This window comes from Winslowiella sp. 2C04, assembly GCF_050037805.1.
Classification (GTDB): domain Bacteria; phylum Pseudomonadota; class Gammaproteobacteria; order Enterobacterales; family Enterobacteriaceae; genus Erwinia; species Erwinia toletana_A.
Window position 1 is genome coordinate 3,031,933 of sequence record NZ_CP188300.1, and the last position, 22,526, is coordinate 3,054,458.

Here is a 22,526-nt window from a genome sequence, read left to right on the forward strand (position 1 = left end):
AAAGCCGCCCGTAAAACCATTACGCGTTTAACGCTTTAGTAATTTTCTCGTAGAGATCGCCAGAGAGTTTATCCAGCCCCTTCAGCTGTTCCAGCGCCTGACGCATTAACCCCTGACGCGTCGCATCGTAACGTTTCAGACGAATCAGCGGCTCAATCATACGCGCAGCAACCTGTGGGTTCCGCGTGTTGAGATCGGACAGAATCTCCACCAGGAACTGATAACCACTGCCATCGATAGCATGAAATGCTGATGGATTGGCTGAAGCAAAAGCGCCAATCAGCGAGCGCGTGCGGTTAGGATTGCTCAGGCTAAACGAACGGTGATGCAGCAGTTCACGCACCCGCGACAACACATCTGCCGCCGGGCTGGTAGCCTGCAGGATAAACCACTTATCCATCACCAGCCCATCCTGATGCCAGCGCTCGTCAAAGCTCGCCAGCAGAGCTTCACGGCATGGCAGCTGCGCGGCAACTGCTGCCGACATTGCCGCTAATGCATCAGTCATATTGTTGGCGTGCTGATACTGCGCGGTAACCAACTTCTCGGCCAGCGTTTCATCACCCAGCGCCAGATAGCTCAGGCAGATGTTTTTCAATGAGCGTTTGCCAATTTCCGCATGTTCCACGCGATATTCACTGCTCTGGTTCGCGTAATAAACCGCCAGCAGTTCGTCAGCCAGCTCCGTCGCCAGCGTGCGCATCAGCGCATCACGTACCGAAGAGATAGCTTCCGGATCGATGGTTTCAAACAGTTCAGCGATTTCGTTCTCACCCGGCAGCGTCAGAATCAGCGCCGTCAGTGCCGGATCGCTGTTCTCTTCCAGCAGCACTGCCCGGAAGGCATCCGCAACATGCTGAGGCAGCGACAGTGGCTGGCCCTGCTGATGACGCGCGACATTCAGCTTGATGTAAGTTGCCAGCAGGCTTTGCGCAGCGTCCCAGCGGGAGAAGTCATTGCTGGCGTGACGCATCAGGAAAGTCAGCTGCGCATCACTCCAGTTGTAATCCAGTTTTACCGGCGCGGAGAATTCGCGCAGCAGTGACGGAACCGGCTGGAAGTGAACGTTATCAAAGATAAAAGTCTGGAACTCTTCGGTGACATTCAGCACGTTGTGCACCGGATGACCGTTATGCTGCAGCGGGATCACATTTCCTTGTTCATCGTACAGTTCGATGTTCAACGGAATATGCAGCGGCAACTTCTCTTTTTGATCGGCAGTTGGCGGCGTCATCTGGGTAACATGGAGCGTGTACTGCTCCAGTTCCGGATTGTAGTCATCACGCACCGACACCACCGGCGTACCGGACTGGCTGTACCAGCGACGGAACTGCGACAGATCGACATTGGACGCATCTTCCATTGCCTGCACAAAATCATCACAGGTCGCTGCGCTGCCATCATGGCGTTCAAAATAGAGCTGCATGCCTTTCTGGAAATTCTCTTCGCCCAGTAGCGTGTGCAGCATACGAATCACTTCCGAACCTTTCTCATATACCGTCAGGGTATAAAAGTTATTCATCTCGATAACCTGCTCGGGACGAATCGGATGCGCCATCGGGCTGGCGTCTTCGGCAAACTGTGAGCCTCGCATTACACGTACATTATCAATGCGGTTTACCGCACGGGAGCCGAGATCCGAACTGAATTCCTGATCGCGGAAAACCGTCAGCCCCTCTTTCAGGCTGAGCTGGAACCAGTCGCGACAGGTTACACGGTTACCGGTCCAGTTATGGAAGTATTCATGGCCGATCACCGCTTCAATACCGAGGTAGTCTTTATCGGTAGCGGTTTCTGCTTTCGCCAGCACATATTTGGAGTTAAAGACGTTGAGGCCTTTATTCTCCATCGCGCCCATATTAAAGAAATCGACGGCGACGATCATAAAGATATCAAGATCGTATTCAAGGCCGAAGCGCTCTTCATCCCACTTCATGCTGTTTTTCAGCGAGGTCATCGCCCAGTCAGCACGATCGAGATTGCCGCGATCGACATAGATTTCTAACGCCACATCACGGTTTGATCGCGTGGTAAAACTGTCGCGCAGCACATCAAAATCGCCGGCCACCAGCGCAAACAGGTAGCACGGTTTCGGGAACGGATCTTCCCACTTCATCCAGTGGCGACCGTCTTCCATTTTACCGCTATCAAGGCGGTTACCGTTGGAGAGCAGGAAAGGATAACGCGCCTGGTCAGCGATAATCGTGGTGGTAAAGCGCGCCAGCACGTCCGGGCGATCGAGATACCAGGTAATATGACGGAATCCTTCCGCTTCACACTGGGTACATAATGCTTCACCGGATTTATACAGGCCTTCCAGCGCGGTATTTTGGTCCGGGTGGATATCGTTAACAATCTTCAGCGTAAAGTTTTCCGGCAGCTGTTCGACGATCAGCGCACCTTCCTGTAATTGGTAATGACTCCAGGGCTGGTCATCAACTTCCAGCGAGATCAGCGTCAAATCTTCGCCATCAAGGCGCAAAGCCGCATTGCTGGCACCCAAGCGTTTGATGCGGCTTACCGCCGTTACGCGAGTCACGCTGGCATCAAGATTAAAAGTCAGATCAATATCGGTAATGGTGTAATCAGGCGCACGATAATCATGGCGATTCTTAGCTTGAGGCTGTTGCGTCATAGAATTCTTCTCACGTCTTCAGAAAAAAGTTAATCGCTTCAAGTCTATTCCTGTTGCGCAAAGGTTGCCACGTGGAATCACCCTTAGCAGCAGCAAATCACACATTCTATTAACAATGGCACTTTTTACCCTCGACCTGACGGTCTGAATTATGCTGTGATCGGGTTCAATAAATAAGTAATCCGGTTATACTTCTGGCTCTTGACTGAGACACTTTACTTACACCAAGGAAACGCTCCGCGCGCGAGAGGATGCTGAAACGCACCATGACACGACACGCTTCCCCGATATTGACTACGCTGCTTGACACTGATGCCTACAAGCTTCATATGCAGCAAGCCGTGTTTCATCGCTATAACGACGTTGTCGTTGCCGCAGAGTTTCGTTGCCGTGGTGACGACCTGCTGGGTATTTATGCAGATGAAATTTCTCAACAGATCGCGATGATGTCCGCGCTGGCACTGAACGACGAGGAGTACAACTACCTCGCGTCACTGCCATTTTTCACCGCAGACTATCTCAACTGGCTGCGCGACTTCCGTTATGATCCGGCGCAAGTACAGGTGCGCAATCATCATGGCAAACTGGATATCCGCATCACCGGCCCGTGGCGCGAAGTGATTATGTGGGAGGTTCCGCTGCTGGCACTGATCAGTGAAGTGGTGCATCGCCACCGCTCACCGCAGGTGACCACGGAAATGGCAGTGGAACATCTGCACAGTAAGCTGGCAGCGTTTAACCGCCTGACGGCGGATATTGATCTGTCGCGCTTCAGGCTAATGGACTTCGGCAGCCGTCGCCGCTTCTCTGGCGAGGTGCAACTGGCGATTGTCAGCACCCTGAAGCAGCAGTTCCCGTGGCTGGTGGGTTCGAGCAATTATGAAATTGCCCGCAAACTCGATATCACACCGGTGGGCACACAGGCTCATGAGTGGTTCCAGGCACATCAGCAAATCAGCCCGGTGCTGGCCAACAGCCAGCGTGCGGCACTTCAGGCGTGGCTGGACGAGTATGATGACCGGCTGGGTATTGCGTTAACCGACTGCATCACGATGGACGCTTTCCTGCGTGATTTCGGCCCGGCCTTTGCCAGCCGCTATCAGGGTCTGCGCCATGATTCGGGCGATCCGGTTGAATGGGGTGAAAAAGCCATCGCGCATTATCAGCGGCTGGGCATTGACCCACTGAGTAAAACGCTGGTGTTTTCCGATAATCTCGATCTGGAAAAAGCGGTCAACCTTTATCGCCACTTTGATCAGCGCGTTAACCTTAATTTCGGTATCGGTACGCGGCTTACCTGCGATATTCCACAGGTAAAACCGCTGAATATCGTGATCAAACTGGTTGAGTGTAACGGCAAGCCGGTGGCTAAACTCTCCGACAGCCCGGGTAAAACCATCTGTCAGGATCCGGCATTTGTCCGCGCATTACGCAAAGCTTTTGACCTGCCGCTGGTTAAAAAAGCCAGCTGATACCTCACGGGGACGAGCCGCTTCGTCCCCGAACTCCCCGATTTTCAGAATAAATCTCGTCTGCTGCCGCGAATTCTGCTTGTGTCCTGCCCGACGGCAAGTAACATAGCAAGACCCTCAGTTCCGGGGGTTATTAATTTTCAAATCAGAAACTAATAAAGAGAGAAATTTATGAGCGTAGTGCCTGTAGCGGATGTACTGCACGGCCGGGCTGCGGTTGACAGCGAAGTCACCGTACGTGGTTGGGTGCGTACCCGAAGAGATTCGAAAGCCGGTATTTCCTTTGTCGCCGTTTATGACGGTTCCTGCTTTAATCCCGTTCAGGCTGTCGTAAATAATTCTCTGAATAATTATCAGGAAGAAGTATTACGCCTGACCACCGGTTGTTCGGTGATTATCACCGGCAAAGTGGTGGCCTCGCCGGGTGAAGGCCAGAGCTTTGAAATTCAGGCCAGTGCGGTAGAAGTGGTTGGTTGGGTTGACGATCCGGACACCTATCCAATGGCGGCAAAACGTCACAGCATTGAGTATCTGCGTGAAGTTGCTCACCTGCGTCCGCGCACCAACCTGATCGGTGCCGTCGCGCGCGTTCGTCATACGCTGGCCCAGGCGCTGCATCGCTTTTTCCACGAGAACGGCTATTTCTGGGTTTCCACTCCGCTAATTACCGCCTCCGATACCGAAGGTGCCGGTGAGATGTTCCGCGTGTCGACGCTGGACCTGGAAAACCTGCCGCGTGACCCGCAGGGTAAAGTAGATTTCAATGAAGACTTCTTTGGTAAGGAAGCCTTCCTGACGGTTTCTGGCCAGCTGAACGGTGAGACCTACGCCAGCGCACTGTCTAAAATCTACACCTTTGGCCCAACCTTCCGCGCAGAAAACTCCAATACCAGCCGTCACCTGGCTGAATTCTGGATGCTGGAGCCGGAAATTGCTTTTGCCGACCTGGACGATGCAGCGGCGCTGGCTGAAGCGATGCTGAAATATGTGTTTAAAGCGGTACTGGAAGAGCGCGCCGACGATATGGCGTTCTTTGCTGAACGTGTTGATAAAGATGCGGTAGCTCGTCTTGAACGTTTTGTCACCACCGACTTCGCTCAGGTAGATTACACCGACGCGGTAAATATCCTGCTGGCATCCGGCAAGAAGTTTGAGAACGACGTTTCCTGGGGTATCGATCTCTCCTCTGAGCATGAGCGTTATCTCGCCGAGCAGCACTTTAAAGCGCCTGTGGTAGTGAAAAACTATCCGAAAGATATCAAAGCGTTCTATATGCGCCTGAACGAAGACGGTAAAACCGTGGCCGCGATGGACGTTCTGGCTCCGGGTATCGGTGAAATTATTGGGGGTTCACAGCGTGAAGAACGCCTTGATGTGCTGGATGCTCGCCTCGAAGAAATGGGCCTGAATAAAGAAGATTATTGGTGGTATCGCGATCTGCGTCGCTATGGCACCGTGCCTCACTCAGGTTTTGGTTTAGGTTTCGAACGATTAATCGCCTATGTCACCGGCGTACAAAATGTAAGAGATGTTATCCCGTTCCCACGTACGCCACGTAACGCGAGCTTCTGATTTTCAGCATTAAATATAAGAAATTCGTATATATAAAAAGGTCAGCCTCGCTGACCTTTTTTTATTTTTGTAAATTTAGAGTTGTCTCACAAAGTTCCGCATTTTTTACATCCAGTTACACATATTTTCCTTTTGTAACCAGATTAGGATATTAGTAGCATTTTCGAGGTGGATTAACCGTGCTTTGAATGGAAAGATGCCTGCAGACACAGGAAGACACCAAACTCTCATCGTGGTTCTGTAAAGAATTATTGACGGCAGTGGCAGGTGTCCGAATAAACTCCAATGAGGGTAATAATAAATGATGAAGCGCAACATTCTTGCAGTAGTAATTCCAGCTCTGTTAGCTGCTGGTGCAGCAAACGCGGCAGAAATCTATAATAAAGACGGCAACAAACTGGACCTGTACGGTAAAGCCGTTGGCCTGCATTACTTCTCTAAAGATGACGGTAGTGACGGCGACCAATCTTATGTGCGTTTCGGCTTCAAAGGTGAAACTCAGATCTCTGACCAGCTGACCGGTTACGGCCAGTGGGAATATAACGTTCAGGCGAATAACTCTGAAGGTTCTGACGCGCAAGACGGCAACAAAACCCGTCTGGGCTTTGCTGGTCTGAAATTCGGCGACGCAGGTTCTTTCGACTACGGTCGTAACTACGGCGTGGCTTATGATGCACTGGCATGGACTGATATGCTGCCAGAATTCGGTGGTGACTTCGGCTTCTCCGACACCATGACCAGCCGTACTACCGGCGTGGCGACTTACCGTAACAACAACTTCTTCGGCCTGGTTGATGGCTGGGATTTCGCCGTACAGTATCAGGGTAAAAACGATCGTGAAGACATCCGTCGTGCGAATGGCGATGGCTGGGGTCTGTCCTCTTCTTACGTTTCTCCAATCGGTGTCGGCATCGTAGCTGCATACGCAAGCCAGGACCGCACTGCGCGTCAGAACACCGGTGCAAACACTCTGGGTCGTGGCGACCGTGCTGAAGTTTGGGCAACTGGCCTGAAATATGACGCTAACAGCGTATACCTGGCAGCAACCTACGCTCAGGGCCGTAACGCAACGCCAATTTCTGGTTCACGTGCTAACGCTAATGGCATTGGCCGTACCGACGTTTCTGGTTTTGCTAACAAAACTCAGGATATCGAATTGGTTGCTCAGTACCAGTTCGACTTCGGCCTGCGCCCATCTCTGGCCTATATTCAGACCAAAGCTAAAGACGTAGAAGGTATTGGCGATGTTGACACCACCAAATATGTTTCTGTGGGCAGCACCTACTACTTCAACAAAAACATGTCTACCTATGTTGATTACCGTATCAACCTGCTGAACAACAACAACGCGTTAGACCTGCCTACCGACGATATCGTCGCACTGGGTCTGGTTTACCAGTTCTGATTTCCTGCGATACAGCGTATCGCAGCAAACATAAACGGAGCCGAAAGGCTCCGTTTTTATTTATCGATTTTATCTTTCACTCCCCTTTCCCGGCCGCGTTGATTACGGTTTCTGCCACTCCGGTATTGCCGGTATTAGCCCGCTCAAATCAGTCTGAGATCTGCGTAGTTCTTTTTGTCGCAAACGGTTGGCATTTGCACGTTCTGGCGTTAACCTGAGAGTTCAATTCGCTTTAGAATAAGCTTACGGACCCTCTCATATGTTTGAAAACATTGCAGCTGCACCCGCCGACCCGATTCTTGGTTTAGCCGATCTTTTCCGCGCCGATGACCGTCCCAACAAAATCAATCTCGGTATTGGTGTTTACAAAGATGAAACCGGTAAAACACCTGTACTGACCAGCGTGAAGAAAGCGGAACACTATCTGCTGGAAAACGAAACCACTAAAAATTACCTGAGCATTGATGGCCTGGCGGATTTCGGTCACTGTACGCAGGAGCTGTTATTTGGTAAAGGCAACGAGATTCTCACCAGTAAACGTGCGCGTACTGCGCAAACCCCTGGCGGTACCGGTGCACTGCGCGTAGCGGCAGACTTTCTCGCCAATCAGACCGCGGTAAAACGCATCTGGGTAAGTAACCCAAGCTGGCCTAACCATAAAAATGTGTTCGAGTCTGCGGGCCTGGAAGTGTGCGAATACAATTACTACGATGCGGAAAACCATCAGCTTAATTTCGATGGCATGGTTGCCAGCCTGCGTGAAGCGAAAGCGGGTGACGTAGTGCTGTTCCACGGCTGCTGCCACAATCCAACCGGCGTCGACCCAACCGCAGAACAGTGGGCGCAGCTTTCTGAACTGTCTCAGGCCAGCGGCTGGTTACCGCTGTTTGACTTCGCCTATCAGGGTTTTGCCCGTGGACTGGAAGAAGATGCTGAAGGCCTGCGTATTTTCGCTGCCAGCCATCAGGAACTGATCGTTGCCAGCTCTTACTCCAAGAACTTTGGCCTGTATAACGAGCGCGTGGGGGCATTTACGCTGGTTGCTGCTGATGCTGCAATTGCTGATACCTCTTTCAGCCAGGTAAAAGCCACCATTCGTGCCAACTACTCTAACCCACCGGCTCACGGTGCGGCAGTGGTTGCCACTATTCTGGGTAATGAGGCTCTGCGCACGCTGTGGGAGCAAGAGCTGACCGATATGCGCCAGCGTATTCACCGCATGCGTCAGCTGTTTGTGAATACTTTGCAGGAGAAAGGCGCTAACCGCGACTTTAGCTTTATCATCAATCAGAACGGCATGTTCTCTTTTAGCGGCCTGACCAAAGATCAAGTGGTGCGCTTGCGTGAAGAGTTCGGTGTTTATGCGGTGAATTCCGGACGCGTTAACGTGGCCGGTATGACGCCAGATAACATGGCGCCGCTGTGTGAAGCGATTGTGGCAGTGCTTTAATAGTCCGTTGGGGCGGCGTTATCGCCGCCTCTGATGAAGATGAGCGCTGGACGGGAGCCCGAAAACGGCTCCCCTACGCGGCTACTGCAGGAAAGGATTACTGACCCGTTCGTGACCGAGTGTCGACATCGGTCCGTGGCCTGGGATAAAAGTCACGTCATCGCCCAATGGCAGCAGTTTATCTGTGATGGAATCAATTAACGCCTGATGGTTGCCCTGTGGGAAATCACTGCGGCCAACACCACCATTGAAAATCACATCACCAGAGACCAGCAGACGACCTTCAGCATCAAAGAACACAATATGACCCGGCGTGTGTCCTGGGCAATGCAGGATATCGAGCCTGACATTACCGACCTCAACACTTTCGCCCTCTTCCAGCCAGCGATCCGGCGTCAGTGGCGCGCACTCTGCCAGTCCAAACATACGGCTCTGGGCCGGTAAGCCTTCCAGCCAGAAAGCATCGAGCTTTTGCGGTCCAATAATCTTCACCGCATAATGCGCGGCAAGTTCTGCGGCAGCACCAACGTGATCGAGATGACCGTGCGTCAGCAGAATCTGCTTAACGTTGACACCCTTCTCCGCCACTGCTTGCTTAATCTTCTCAGCGTCACCACCCGGATCGACGATGGCGGCTTCTTGCGTTTCCGCACACCAAATCAACGAACAGTTCTGGGCAAATGCCGTGACGGGAATAATGTGATAGTCCATAACGCTCCGTTACCGGCTAACACAGGGTTGCCGGAATTTCTCTTAATTACCAGGTTCTTACCGGCCCGGTATCAATGTGAACAAAGTCACTGCGGGGGTAATATCCTACACCACCTGCGCGCATTTTTAATGCTGCTTTGCGTACATTGCTGAGAGAAACGCCTTCAATATGGAAATCCATCGCCTGACCCAGCGTGTGGTAACTGTGTTTCGCCACCCCTTTGCTGTGCGAACGCAGGTCATTATTGGTCGCCAGCGAACGATAACCGGAAATCAGCTGCACCGGTTTACGGGTTTCCAGCATCGCCTGCAGACGAAAAAGCTGATCGAAAAGTTTGGGATCGATGCTTTTGACCTTGTTCGCCCGATAATCACGGAAAAAGTGATTCAGACGCGATAGCTCATCTTTGTCATAGCTTTTGCCGTTAAAAAACTCAGTTTTAAGGGTTTCACCGGTATGAAGATTACTGAGGGTAAGAACGCGAGGACGAGGGGTAGAAAGCGTAGCAAATGCCTGACCAGGCAGTAGCGCCAATCCACAGGCTGCTCCACCTATTGCCAGTAACCGACGGCGTTGAGAATCGAATTTATCCATGAAATGCTGATACCTGAAAGTAAAGACCGAAAACGGGCAAAAACCACACAAAGCCGAACCATAACCGCCGTGTAGCCATCCGTCAACCCACCAGCCAGTAAACTGCGGTCAGTGTCGGATCCTCAACGCGCAGGGATTAAAAAGCCGGGACGTTGCCCGGCTCTGTTTGTTACTGAATTTTCAACTATTAGAGTAATAGCTGTCCGGCACGCGCCAGCGCCTGTGAGCCTGAGCGTGCAGTGGCATCATAATTGTAAATATCTGTACGAAACTGCGGCTGACCGTCATCGGCCACCCAGGCAGTCAGATAATAGAGGTTAACCGGGATACGGTGGCGAATAGAAACAAAGCGCGTATTGCCCTCTTTCAGGGTGCTGGAGATACGGCTGTCGTTCCAGCCGGCGTCCTGCAACAGCAAATTGGCTAAATCAGATGCCTTGTTCACCCGTACGCAGCCCGAACTCAGCGCACGGATATCTTTCTGAAACAAGCCATGGTTAGGCGTATCGTGCAGATAGATGGCATCTGAGCTTGGCATATTGAATTTATAGCGACCCAGCGAGTTACTGCTGCCTGGAGCCTGTCGTAAGCGGTAAGGGAACGAAGCGGCGGATACCATACTCCAGTCAATCATGGAGGGATCGATAACCTCTGCATCATTGCTCCAGCCGGATAACAGCGTGTAACCGTGCTTATAAAGGTAGGATGGGTCGCGTTTTACCTTCGGAATAATATCCTGGCGCACCAGCGAGGTTGGCACATTCCATGGCGGATTTAACACCACATTATTCAGGGCGCTGCGCATCAACGGCGTTTTACGATCCGGACGACCCACAATCACCCGGGATGAAAGAATTTCATTCCCTTCAGAATAGTAAACCAATGAGTAATTTGGAATATTCACCATGATGCCGTTATGCATATCATCCGGCAGCAGTCGCAGGCGTTGAATATTCAGTGCCAGCAACGAAGCACGCAGCTGCGGCGAAACGTTTAACCAGTCACGCGTGCGTGGACCAATCGCGCCGTCAGACGCTAATCCCTGCCACTGCTGGAAGCGCTTCAGCCCTTCCACCAGCTCCGGGGTATAAATATTGGCCGAGGTGCTGCTGATGGCCTGTGGCAGAATATTGCTGCTCTGTTCCGGGGTATTCACTGGCAAATCGGCGACGCTGGTTGCCGATGGACTCACGGCAACTGCAGCCTGATCAGCCGGCTGAGGTGCGACAGCGACATCGCTCAGCATCCCGGTGCGCTGTAAAATCTCGCGTAGTGCCGGAACATCCTGACTGATTTGCCCCGGCCGCAGGGTCTGTTTATCGCTCAGTTGCGGCCACGGACGATTATCCGCCAGCAGGGTTTTTAGCGCCTGATGCATGCGCGTATATTGCGGATGCTGAGGAGCCAGCGACACCACAAAAGTTTTCAGTGCGCCCGCATTAGCGGCTGTTTGCCACTGATTGATGACTGAAACCGGCGGCAGCGTCATTTTATACGGCACATTACTGTATAACCACGTCTCGCCCTGAACCGGCACGCTGGAGACAAACTGCAAATAGCCCAGCATTGCGTCAGACAACACGATATCCCGGGCCAGCCCAGTAACTTCAGGATCGGTTAGCTGTTGAATCCACTGTGTGAACTGTGGCTGAACGCCCGAAATCGCCACTTCAGCCAGCTGCTGTTGAAACTGCTGTACCGCCTCGCGATCTTGCCACAGCGGCTGCATATCACGCGCCGCATACAGCGATGCCAGCGATCCGAGATAGAAAGGTTTAGTGGAATGAGGAAGCGCCGCGAGGATCTGCGACTGGCTCTGCGCGGCGGTCATGATACTGCTGGCCGAAGAGGCCGGCAGTGGGGAGTTTATCGCGGCTGCAGCACTGTACACCTGGGCAAGGCAAAGCACGATACAACACCCTAAGGTCGCTTTTTTTAAATTAACTCTATTTGCCAGCAACATCCTTTGCCCCCTGTGAATTCTGTTGAGCTGCAACAGGCAAAATGTTTACCCGCCAGGCTATTAATTGTTGTTATAAGTATAGAAACTAAAACGGCATTTGCCCGTCCGAGGGCAAATGCCGTTACCAGATTAATCCGACAGCAAATTTTTTACTATATTTGCGCCCGAGATTTTTCAGTATCGGCTTGAGCAGCCTCACCGTTCGTCAGCGAATGACTGGTTGGAGACGGCTCAGCCGAGAAGCCACGCAGGCCGACCACATGCACGTGTTCAGTGTTCTGGAACACTTTACGCACCAGCTTATAGGTAGTGCCTTTTTCCGGGCTGATGTTCTCCGGTGCGGCAATAATCAGCTGCATCTCGAGGCGATCACATAATTCAAACAGCGTGGCGATCGATTTAGCATCCAGACGCGCTGCCTCATCAAGGAACAGCAAGCGGCAAGGAGAAATATCTTTGCCGCGCAGACGACGCGACTCCTCTTCCCAGCTCTGCACCACCATCACCAGAATCGACATGCCGGTACCGATCGCTTCACCCGTTGACAACGCGCCACTTTCTGCACGCAGCCAGCCGTCTGAGCCACGGTTAACTTCGACTTCCATCTCCAGATAGTTACGGTAGTCGAGCAGCTCTTCACCGATGGTCTGCGGCGTCCGTTGCCCCATATCAATGTGCGGATTCAGGCGCTGGTAAAGTTTCGCCAGCGCTTCAGAGAAGGTCAGGCGGTTGCTGTTAAACAGATCCTGATGCTGCTCGTGCTGCTCTGACAACACATCCAGCAGCGTGGAATGCGCCTCGCGCACGTTAACATTAAGGCGCACGCTGCGAACCTGACCAAAACTGACGGCCTGCAAACCCTGGTTCAGCTGACGAATACGATTCTGCTCACGCTGAATGGTCTTTCGAATAATATTCGACACGCTACGCGAACTGATCGCCAGCATTTGCTCACGCGCGGTCAACTCTTCCGTCAGGCGGTTAAGTTCGATTTCCATCTGCTCGATCGCTTCTACCGGATCGTCAGTACGAATAATATCCTGACGGATACGCTCGCGCAGATGCTGGTAAACCGCGATAAAGAACTGGATTTTACGTTCCGGTCGCTTTGGATCTTCCGACAGGCGCAGCACGTCACGCAGATGCTCGTTATCGGCCACCGCCAGACGCAGCGCACCCAACGCCTTATCCGACATTGAACGCAGCTCGTCGCCACCCAGATACGCCAGTTCGCGGCGATGCAGGCGGCGCTCGACGCCGTTGTCTTTTACCATGCGCATCACCGCACACCATCCGGCTTTCGCCGACACCACCTGCTCACGATTCTGATGGTAGTCACGCTCCAGACGGCGCAGCTTCTTCTGCAACGCATCCATTTCCGCTTCGCAGAAGGTCAGCTGTTTCTCCAGCTGATTACGGCGGGCACGGTTATTACTTAACGCGCTGTACAGCTCATCACGGCGAATACGCGCGCGTTCTTCGGCACTGGCATCAGCCTGTACACCGATATCCTGCATCTCCTGATGCAGCTCTTTCAGCATGTCACGCTTGGCATCGAAAGAGCTTTTCAGCGAGGCTAACAGCTGTGAATACTGGGTCAGCTGCGCCTGATGCTGGCGCAGCTGATCGCGCGCGCGCGCACGTTCAGACTCCGCATGCTCCAGACGCTGGCGCAGTTTCTCATTCAGATCGCTGTTACCGGTCAGCATGCCGGCAGAATCAACATAGCCAAAGTGGGCGCGACGCTGCGTCACTTCGGTCAGAGCAAAGGCCTGCTGGCGCGCATCGCGCTGAATTTGCTGCGCCTGTTGATAATCAGCTTTCAGCTGTTCGTGCTGTTCCGGATCGCTCTGCAACACCGAGACAATCGGCTCCAGCCGCGTCAGGCTGTTGCCATGCTGCTGGATAAAGCGCGAAGCTTCATGCGCTTCATCCAGACGCTCACGAATCTCTTCACAGCGGTCCTGCAGTGTTTCATCCGTCAGCAGAGTCACGCGTGGCAGCAGGCGGTTAAGCTGTGCCACCCCCTCTTTCGCCAGTTCATATTGCTGACGCTGCTGCTGGTTCTCATTTTCATGGCTGTTCAGCGCGCGCTCTATTTCCATGCGGCGACCGTTCATCTGGCGAATCTGCGCTTCCGGATCGGCCTCAAAAGCCACCGCCAGGTGACTGCCGATAAAGCGGCTGAACGACTGATGCAGACGCTGAGTTTTCTGCACGTCAAATGAAAGCGTGGCGTACTTTTCCGCCAGCTGCTCACGCTCGGCATGCAGCAGTTCCAGCTGATTTTCACGCGCTGCACGGCCAAACAGCGGGACTTTCGGGAAGCGCGAGTAACGCCACTGGCGCTCGGCAACCTTCACCACAACGGCTTTTTCCAGCTCTTCAACGCTGAATACGCTGTCATCAAATGACTGCGGATCCCCTTCGATCAGGTAGAGATCTTCCGGGCACTCTTCCAGTCCATCCAGTTGCTCACGCACCAGCGACAGATCCGGCACCACGATAGCATGACGCGACGGGCCATACAGCGCCGAGAAGTAAGGCGCATCATCGAGCGTAACGTCGTCATAAATTTCCGACAGCAGTACCCCACCGAAACGCTCAGCAAGATTATTCAGGCGCGCATCTTCTGCACCGCCAGGCTGGCTCAGCCTTTCGATCTGTTTCTCGATATCCCGTTTACGCGCGGCAACTTCATCGCGCTCCACGGTGGTTTCGCGTTCACGCTCCAGCAGCTGTTGCATAAACTCGGTGACCTGCTGGCTGTTTTCCAGCGTCTGACCGGTCTGCTCGCTGAGCTGGGTCAGAATCTCCTGCGCTGCCAGCCAGTGCGGTGCACGGGCGGTCAGATTGTTGATGCGTTCACGCAGTTGATCCAGCTCCTGACGCATTAACATGCGGCGTTCACCGGCGTCGGAAACGCTCTGCGACAGCTGCTCGATCTGCGCTTCCAGCTCGCGCTGCAGTGACTCCAGCTCGTGGGCATCGTACTGCTGCCCCTGACGCTTGCAGAACTCATTCAGCAAGCGTTCGGCATCCTGCTGCTCACGCAGGCGCTGCTCCATCTCGCTCAGACGCAGGCGCAGTGATTGCAGTTGCTCTGCATGATGGCGCTGGTTCGCCGCATCACGCAGCAATTCACGGCCCGTTTGCCAGGCTTCGCTGCGGCTTACCGGCCCGGAAATTTTATTGACCAGCTCGAAAGCCTGCTCAAACTGGCTGTGCGCGGCAGCCGCCACGCTCATTTTCTGTTCCAGCATTAACAGCTTGTCAGTCGCTTCCTGCTCTTTCGCCTGGAAGGTTTCCAGCCACTCTTCAGCATTGTCGACCGAAAGCTCAGGCAGGCGACAGATTTCCTGTGCACGTTGCAACGCCTGCAATGCCTGCTGATACTGGATGGCACGGGTTTGCTGCACATCAAGCGCCTGCTGATAATCGGCCAACTGACTTTTCAGCTCATCGACTTCCAGTTCAGCGGCTTCAGCACGGGCTTCATTCTCTTCCTGCACCTCACGCGCTTCCGCAACCACCTCATTTTGCTCTTCCAGACGATAAGTCAGCTCATCGAGATCGGCTTCATAGCGCTCGATTTTTTCCTGCTGACGCATCGCGGTTTGCACCAGATTAAGGTGATCGCTGGCACCCTGATAATCCGTTTCCAGATCGCTTTCTGCACCGTTATGCTCAGCCAGCTCGCGCGCCATTTCGATATGGCGATACTGCTCGGTGCCCAGCTGTTTACGGCTGCTGAACAGATCGTTACGCAGCAGCAATGCGCCATCAAGATGGATACGGCGTTCGTTAGCATGGCGCATATAGTCTGCCGCCACGTAGTTAGTGGCTTCAGAGATCAGGTGCTTAAACAGATCGCGATCGGACTGCGTGACGCGAATCGCTTCCAGCGTCATGCGGTTTTCACGCAGCGCTGCTTCCATATCCTGGAAGGCTTTACGCACGCCGCTGTTTTCCGGCAACAGATAGTCGCGCAGTGAACGAGTAATCGCGCTGGAGATACCGCCGTACAGTGAGGCCTCAATCAGACGATAATATTTACTGCGATCGCCCGCCGAGCGTAAACGACGCGCCACGATGCCCAGATCGAACATCAGCGAGTGATAATCAATGATCGAGTTAAACTGCTTAAACTGGACGCCTTCAATCGCTTCAAGGCGATCTTTCAGTTCGTTCAGCGGCAGTACACGCGCCTGACGCTCGTTCAGCGTTTCGGTCAGAATTTCCGTCGGGTTCATCGACGATGGCAGGCCATGAATACTGAATGGCTTGATATCGACCTTTTTATCGCGACCGGCAACCTGTTGCAGACGCACGCCGACGATCACGCGCTGATGGCGCGAGTTGACCACGTCCAGCGTCGAATAACAGACGCCCGCGCGCAGCTTGCCGTGCAGACCTTTATCGCGCGAGCCTGAGGTTGCGCCAGCTTCGGTGGTGTTACGGAAGTGCAGCAGGGTCAGATCGGGGATCAGAGCCGTAATAAATGCCGCCATGGTGGTTGATTTGCCCGCACCGTTGCCGCCCGACAGCGTCGTGACCAGCTCGTCGAGATCGAAGGTTCGTGCAAAGAAGCCGTTCCAGTTAATCAGCGTCAGCGAGCGAAATTTTCCGCGTTCAATCATGCCTGTTCATCCTCCGCATTGTCTGACGTAATGCCGTCTGTCTCGTTTTCGTTTTCATCGGCTTCATCAGTTTGCGCCGTACCGGTTTCGATCGGCATCGCTTCACCGTCACGAATCATTCGCAGCTGCGCCTCGCGCGGATCGTCACCGCTGCGCACATCGGCGCCAAAGCGGAATACGGATTCGTTGATACGAAACTTAGTGCTGTCGTTACCCATAAACCACACCATGCCAAGACGGCGCAGGCGATTTAATGAGGCACGGGTTTTTTCCTGTAGTTTCTGCCGATCGAGATCGGAACCGGTGGAGCGCTGGTTGACCAGCTTCAGCAATTTATTTTCGTCGGCAAGGCTCAGCAGCTCGTCATACAGCTCCTGCTGAGTAAAAATACCTTCGTTCGCCAGGCGTTCCGGGCTGAGATAGAGATAGCAGAGAATCTTCCCGACCATCATATCCAGCTCGGACAGTACCGAACGTGGGATTAAGGTGGTGGAACGCGGACGCAAATAGAAGAAACCTTCTGGCGCACGGATTAACTCGACGTTATAGCGCGCATAAAACTCTTCCAGAAACTCCTGATAATCCATCAGGAAAGCGTGATTATCCAGCTCTTCAATGCCGATATGGCGCCCTGCACGTAACTGGCTATCCAGCGCCGGGAAAATCGGGTTAGCCAGGGCCTGGGCCAGCTTAACCGGCATCACTTGTTCAATATTTGTTGATGACATGTGCCTGCACCTTGGCTCCGTAATCATTAATAGCCTGCCATTCTGCTGACAAACCTGAGAAATCTGCTTCGGCCACGCCTAAACGCACGGCCTGATCGACAACAATACGCGCCACGTCGAAATGACGAGCCCGTGGATATTGCGCCAGATAATCGCGCATTACCGTACCTAAGTTGAGCGGTTTTTGCTGCGTTTTGTAAATCTGCAGCGCTTCTTCAATCATCGCTGCAAGCTGCTCACGAATTTCATTAAATTCTTCATATTCCAGCTCAGAAGGCAGCTCGCCGGTCACTTCTTCGCTGCGCAGCGTCAACTCTTCGTCACGCATATCATACAGACGATCGGCATTGGCGTGGGTCAGCGCCCATGGCGCGTCAAAATAGTTCTGCACCGACTGGCGCAAACGCTGGGCAAACACCCGGTTTTTGTCCATATCGATGGCGGTACGAATAAATTTATGCACATGGCGGTCATAGCCAATCCACAGGTCAATCGCCTGCTGGCCCCAGCTGATAATACGATCGAGTTTGTTTTGCAGGTCAAATACCAGCTTATCAACAAAGCCGAGATCCGGGCTGCTCATGGTGGCATCCTGAATACGCAGCAGGTTAGCCTGGAGCTTATCGCCCGCCGCTTCCAGCGTATCCTGCAATTCACGCAACGTGCCGGAGGTTTCTGACAGCAGCAGTTCACAGCTGGAGATCGCCGCACGCCAGTCCTGGTTAAGCAGCTGTGCGATATCGTCTTTCACCGCCTGCTGCTGTTCATCCATGATGCGCTGCGTCATATCGATACTGTCGAAAATTTCCGCTACGGAATATTTTAGCGGAGCGAAGACGTTACGATGCCAGTGGAATTCGTCGCCATCTTCATCCGCTGCATCTGCCGCGCGCTTCAGCTCCTGCGCGACAATTGACAGCTGCATCGACAGGCGTAAGGTGGAGAATTCGCGCTGGCGAATATAGTAGTCGGTAATGCCAATCGCCAGCGGCGTCAGGCGGTAGATTGCATTGCCTTCGGAAATTTCGCTGGTAAAGCGATTGAGCAGGCGCTGACGCACCATATCATTGATGGCGTTATTGGCGCGCACCAGCACGGTTTCATTGGTTTGTTCGAAGGCCTTGCTGACATGGCGAAAAGCGTCGATCAGTTCGCCTTCACTCATTTCGCCATCCATGCGCTCGCCGTTTAGGGTGGCAATGGCCAGCAAAAATGCCAGACGTTCGGTCGGTAATGAGACGGAAAAATCATTTTTTCGCGCCCAGGCAACCAGTTCCGGTACAGTCTGGGAAAATTCACTCATAGTTCGTCCTTCTGAATGGGTTTCCGCGCTGTGACGTGGATATAACGCCCCAAACTTAAAAATGGTTCCTGCCGACAATAACGTTGCTCCATTGCCAGCACTTCCTCGAATCTTTCAACCTGCTTCTCTTTATCGCGCATATAGTCGTGGAAAACGCGGATTCCCGCCCGCTGCTCAATCACAAAACCGAGCTGCTGTAGCCAGCCATAAACCCTCTCGGGATCGCGCGGATAATCAGGTGATAACGTTTTCCTTTTGCGCTTGCGCAAATTGGCCTGCAGATAGCCAAAGTTGCCGAGCGTCAGCGTGCGCATGGTGAGGCCATGCAGATTGTAAAACATCAGTGACAGTACGCCACCCGGTGCCAGCGTATCATACAGTGCCGACAGAACCTCTTGTGGCTCTGCCACCCACTCCAGCACAGCGTGAAACAATACCAGATCAACCGGCTTATCCAAATGTTGGCCAACCTGCTGGGCGCTAATTTGTTTAAATTGCATGTTATCGCTCACACCTTTTTCTTCGGCATGAGCACGTGCACGCTGTAACATTTCGCCGGAGAGATCGCACAACAGCACCTGATGTCCGCGTGCTGCAAGGCCACAACCGGTTTGCCCTTCGCCACCGCCGGCATCCAGAACCGAAAGCGGGCGCGCTGGCAGCGTGGTTAATAACGCCTCAAGCTCCTGCCACAAGATGGCCTGACGGATACGCCCTTTGGTGGTACCGTAAATGTTTTGTGAGAATTTCTCAGCGATATCATCAAAGTTGCGATCCTGCATAGCTCGGCTCCACGGATTCTGCCGTAATAGAAACGACTATTTTGGCATACACTGGCAGAGAATGAACCTTTCACTCATCGCTTCGCTCCTGGATGATGTTTTTTCGGACAAAAGGAGTCCGTTTTAATGCTTTTTACCGCTAAAAAAGTCGTCGGTGGCCTGCTGCTGCCCCTGCCTTTGCTGCTTGCCGTGATGGCAATCGGCATTTTTCTGCTCTGGTTCAGCCGCTGGCAGAAAACCGGCAAAATTATACTCTCTTCTGGCTGGTTAATCCTGCTGTTAATCAGCCTGCAACCGGTAGCCGATCGCCTGCTGAAACCGCTTGAAGATCGCTATCCGACGTGGAATGGCGGCCAGAAAGTGGCTTATGTGGTGGTGTTAGGCGGAGGCTACACCTGGAATCCGCACTGGGCACCCGGCTCCAATCTGATCAACAACAGTTTGCCACGGCTGGTTGAAGGAGTGCGCCAGTGGCGCGACAATCCGGGATCGAAAATGATTTTTACCGGTTACGCCGCACAGGATAATCCTGTCAGTACTGCCGAAGCTGGGGCGCGAGTGGCAAAGACCTTAGGCGTACCGGATGAGGCGATCATTACGCTGAATAAGCCAGTCGATACCGAAGAGGAAGCCCGGGAAGTGAAGCGGGCCATTGGCGACCAGCCGTTTCTGCTGGTGACTTCGGCCAACCATATGCGCCGGGCGATGAACTTTTTTCATGCGCAAGGGCTGAAGCCGATTGCCGCTCCGGCGAATCAGATGGCAATTGATTCCCCCTTAAACTGGTGGGAAAAAGTGCTGCCTTCCCCGCTATACCTGAGCCACAGCGATCGTGCCTGGTATGAGTCGTTGGGGCTGGTGTGGCAGTGGCTGAAAGCCGATAAGGTTCAGCCTGCGGAGTAGCAGGATAACTTTTCGGCTTCGATCTGCCGGCAGGCAAGAGGTAGGGTTTTGATCAGGGCGGCGGGAGAACGCCGCCCCGCTAAAGAGGTTACTGCATCGCCTCGCGGACCCGCTGTAAATCTTCGGCTGTATCAACGCCAACGCTGGGAATGGCTTGCGCCACATCAACGTGGATCTTCTCGCCATACCACAGCACCCTGAGCTGCTCTAACAGCTCAATTTGCTCCAGCTGGCTCGGCTGCCAGGTAACGTAACGGCGGATAAAACCGGCGCGATAGGCGTAAAGGCCGATATGGCGCAGGAAAGTATCACCGATGGTGTCACGCGATTTGGCAAACTGCTCGCGATCCCAGGGAATCGGCGCACGAGAGAAATAGAGTGCGTGGCCCTGCGCATCCCTGACTACCTTCACCGCATTGGGATTAAACGCTTCTTCGGCGCTGTCAATCGGCACCGCCAGCGTCGCCATACCGGCGGATGAGCGCGTCAGGTTATCCGCAACCTGGCGAATAATCACCGGTGGAATTAACGGTTCATCCCCCTGCACGTTAACGATCACCGTATCATCAGCAAACTGATAATGATCGATGACTTCCGCCAGGCGTTCGGTTCCGGACTGATGGTCGGCACGCGTCATACAGACTTCGCCGCCGGCAGCTTGCACCGCCGCAGCGACATCGGGATGATCGGTGGCAACGATAACGCGATCGGCACCCGATTCCAGCGCCCGCTCCATCACATGGATTACCATCGGTTTACCGTGAATATCCACCAACGGTTTACCCGGTAAACGTGTCGATGCAAAACGTGCCGGTATAATGGCCACAAAACTCATGGATTAGTCTCTTCCAGCGTCATGGTGCGCGCTTCGACTTCCAGCAGCACCGGAATGCCGTCGCGTACCGGGAAGGCCAGACCATCCGGCTTACAGATTAGCTCTTGCTGTTCTTTGTTATAGTAGAGTTTGCCGTTACAGACTGGGCAAGCCACAATTTCGAGTAGACGGTGATCCATGGTTCCTCCGTAATGGACCCAATTTCATCAGGAATCCAAGCATATCACAGCCGACTGGACAGCAGTTATTGTCCGTCGTCGGGTTCCAGCGTAAAGTCGCTACAGACATCGCCAGCCGTGTCCCCAGCAGTTGCTGAGTTCGGCAGGTGCATGGTCAACGATCACCTGCTCCGCCCCTTGCCAGCGGGCAAAGTCGTTCAGGGTTCGGGTCAAATCGCGCACCAGACTCGCATTAACCTTAACTCCCGCTTCCAGCCATACGGCTTTAATTTGCAGTATCTGCTCTTTGCGCAGCATTTTGGCGTCCAGCCGCCCTTTTAACGCGCCGCGATGTAAAATCGGTAACACAAAATAGCCAAATTTACGCCTGGCTTCCGGCGTATAACACTCAAGACGATAATCGAAGTTAAACAGTTCCAGTGCGCGACGACGATCCCAGACCACCGGATCAAATGGCGATAACAACGCGCTGGCGGTTGCCAGTAACGGCTGCTCCAGCAGCGGCAGCAAGCCGCGATGTAAGTACATGATGCCGAGCTTTTCCACCTTAACTGCCACCACTTCACCACGCTCCAGCGCCTGCGATAACAGCGGCTTCACCGGCACACGTTTCAGTCGGTAATAATCCGCCAGCCATTCAGCACGAAAAATACCGAGGCTCCGCATGCTGTTTTGCACCATTTGTTGCACCGCGTCTGGCTCGCTGAGCCTATGCAAATCATCATCCCACTCTGGCAACACTCGCCGCCGAAGATCGTATACACGCTGAAAGTTGCGGCGCTCAGTTACCATCACTTCACCAGCGGTAAACAGATTTTCCAGATGGCGCTTATGCGGTTTCCATGACCACCAGCCGGGTTTCTGGGCCGGTGACGCGCTGAAGTCTGCCGAACGTACCGGGCCATGCTGCTCAATATGCCGCATCAACTGTTGAATGTCCTGCTGATGCTGTTCTACCCAGCCAGCGTTATATTTCCAGCCCATATTGGCCGGTGCCAGCATACGGTGGCGCAGTAATTTGTAATCTTCGACGGGGATAAAACAGGCTTCATGCGCCCAGTATTCGAACAGCTTGCCTTCGGCCAGCGTCATCTCCAGCCACTCAGGTGGAAAAGCGCCCAGCCGACTAAACAGCACCAGGTAAGGACTGCGCGCGACCACATGAATAGTATCGATTTGCAGCAGTGACATATGGCGGATTGCCGCCGCCACGTCATCATATAACGCCTTGCGCGGCGGAGGTTTCAGCAGATTCTGCGCTGCCAGATGCAGCTTTCGGGCAGTATTAAGCGAGAGTTCAGTTTCGGACATTCTGGCATCCTGAATCATCAGATGCCTTAAGTTTAGCGGCTA

General features: G+C 53.4%; 16 protein-coding genes. 5 read left to right on the plus strand and 11 right to left on the minus strand.

The features are described 5' to 3' along the window. Positions 1-19: 19 nt before the first annotated feature. Positions 20-2,635 (minus strand): aminopeptidase N, encoded by a 2,616-nt coding sequence (pepN, locus tag ACP3TC_RS13650; protein ID WP_426816656.1) that lies wholly within the window; start codon positions 2,633-2,635, stop codon positions 20-22. Between the two features lie 266 nt (positions 2,636-2,901). On the opposite strand from pepN, the gene pncB reads away from it, so the two are divergent. The 4 genes from pncB (at position 2,902) to ACP3TC_RS13670 (ending at position 8,534) form a co-directional block, all read left to right on the plus strand. Next, positions 2,902-4,107 carry a nicotinate phosphoribosyltransferase gene (pncB, locus tag ACP3TC_RS13655; protein WP_313856780.1) on the plus strand — a complete coding sequence of 402 codons (1,206 nt, stop codon included), beginning with the start codon at positions 2,902-2,904 and terminating at the stop codon, positions 4,105-4,107. Between the two features lie 171 nt (positions 4,108-4,278). Beyond that, positions 4,279-5,679, plus strand: coding sequence for an asparagine--tRNA ligase (asnS, locus tag ACP3TC_RS13660; RefSeq protein WP_313856779.1), 1,401 nt, complete (start codon positions 4,279-4,281; stop codon positions 5,677-5,679). A 301-nt stretch (positions 5,680-5,980) separates the two neighbouring features. Next, the gene (gene ompF, locus ACP3TC_RS13665) at positions 5,981-7,084 is read left to right on the plus strand and encodes a porin OmpF (protein ID WP_313856778.1); all 1,104 of its coding nucleotides are present in this window, start codon (positions 5,981-5,983) and stop codon (positions 7,082-7,084) included. Positions 7,085-7,343: 259 nt separating this feature from the next. After that, complete coding sequence (locus ACP3TC_RS13670) at positions 7,344-8,534, plus strand: amino acid aminotransferase (protein ID WP_426816657.1); 1,191 nt, start codon at positions 7,344-7,346, stop codon at positions 8,532-8,534. 81 nt (positions 8,535-8,615) lie between these two features. On the opposite strand, the gene ACP3TC_RS13675 is transcribed toward ACP3TC_RS13670, so the two are convergent. The 7 genes from ACP3TC_RS13675 to cmoM all read right to left on the minus strand — a co-directional run bounded on the left by ACP3TC_RS13675 (position 8,616) and on the right by cmoM (position 19,256). After that, entirely contained in the window at positions 8,616-9,245 is a 630-nt protein-coding gene (locus ACP3TC_RS13675; protein WP_313856775.1) for an MBL fold metallo-hydrolase, read from the minus strand. A gap of 46 nt (positions 9,246-9,291) precedes the next feature. Next, on the minus strand, positions 9,292-9,840 hold the full coding sequence (locus tag ACP3TC_RS13680; protein WP_313856773.1) for a YcbK family protein: 549 nt from the start codon (positions 9,838-9,840) through the stop codon (positions 9,292-9,294). Between the two features lie 187 nt (positions 9,841-10,027). Next, complete coding sequence (gene ldtD, locus ACP3TC_RS13685; RefSeq protein WP_313856772.1) at positions 10,028-11,803, minus strand: L,D-transpeptidase; 1,776 nt, start codon at positions 11,801-11,803, stop codon at positions 10,028-10,030. Between the two features lie 152 nt (positions 11,804-11,955). Then, the gene (gene mukB, locus ACP3TC_RS13690; RefSeq protein ID WP_426816658.1) at positions 11,956-16,443 is read right to left on the minus strand and encodes a chromosome partition protein MukB; all 4,488 of its coding nucleotides are present in this window, start codon (positions 16,441-16,443) and stop codon (positions 11,956-11,958) included. After that, on the minus strand, positions 16,440-17,171 hold the full coding sequence (gene mukE / locus ACP3TC_RS13695) for a chromosome partition protein MukE (RefSeq protein WP_426816659.1): 732 nt from the start codon (positions 17,169-17,171) through the stop codon (positions 16,440-16,442). Before mukE ends, mukB begins: the two co-directional genes overlap by 4 nt. Next, entirely contained in the window at positions 17,152-18,474 is a 1,323-nt protein-coding gene (gene mukF / locus ACP3TC_RS13700; RefSeq protein ID WP_313856769.1) for a chromosome partition protein MukF, read from the minus strand. Before mukF ends, mukE begins: the two co-directional genes overlap by 20 nt. After that, positions 18,471-19,256, minus strand: a complete 786-nt coding sequence (gene cmoM / locus ACP3TC_RS13705; RefSeq protein ID WP_426816660.1) for a tRNA uridine 5-oxyacetic acid(34) methyltransferase CmoM — start codon at positions 19,254-19,256, stop codon at positions 18,471-18,473. Before cmoM ends, mukF begins: the two co-directional genes overlap by 4 nt. Positions 19,257-19,382: 126 nt before the next feature. Between cmoM and elyC the strand changes: the two genes are divergently transcribed. Beyond that, entirely contained in the window at positions 19,383-20,159 is a 777-nt protein-coding gene (gene elyC / locus ACP3TC_RS13710) for an envelope biogenesis factor ElyC (protein WP_426816661.1), read from the plus strand. Positions 20,160-20,247: 88 nt separating this feature from the next. Here elyC and kdsB read toward each other — a convergent pair whose 3' ends face one another. The 3 genes from kdsB to ACP3TC_RS13725 all read right to left on the minus strand — a co-directional run bounded on the left by kdsB (position 20,248) and on the right by ACP3TC_RS13725 (position 22,484). Further along, positions 20,248-20,994, minus strand: a complete 747-nt coding sequence (gene kdsB, locus ACP3TC_RS13715) for a 3-deoxy-manno-octulosonate cytidylyltransferase (RefSeq protein WP_313856765.1) — start codon at positions 20,992-20,994, stop codon at positions 20,248-20,250. Further along, positions 20,991-21,173: a Trm112 family protein gene (locus ACP3TC_RS13720; protein WP_313856763.1), complete on the minus strand. Its 183-nt coding sequence runs from the start codon at positions 21,171-21,173 to the stop codon at positions 20,991-20,993. Before ACP3TC_RS13720 ends, kdsB begins: the two co-directional genes overlap by 4 nt. Positions 21,174-21,272: 99 nt before the next feature. Beyond that, positions 21,273-22,484, minus strand: a complete 1,212-nt coding sequence (locus ACP3TC_RS13725) for a winged helix-turn-helix domain-containing protein (RefSeq protein WP_426816662.1) — start codon at positions 22,482-22,484, stop codon at positions 21,273-21,275. Positions 22,485-22,526: the final 42 nt, after the last annotated feature.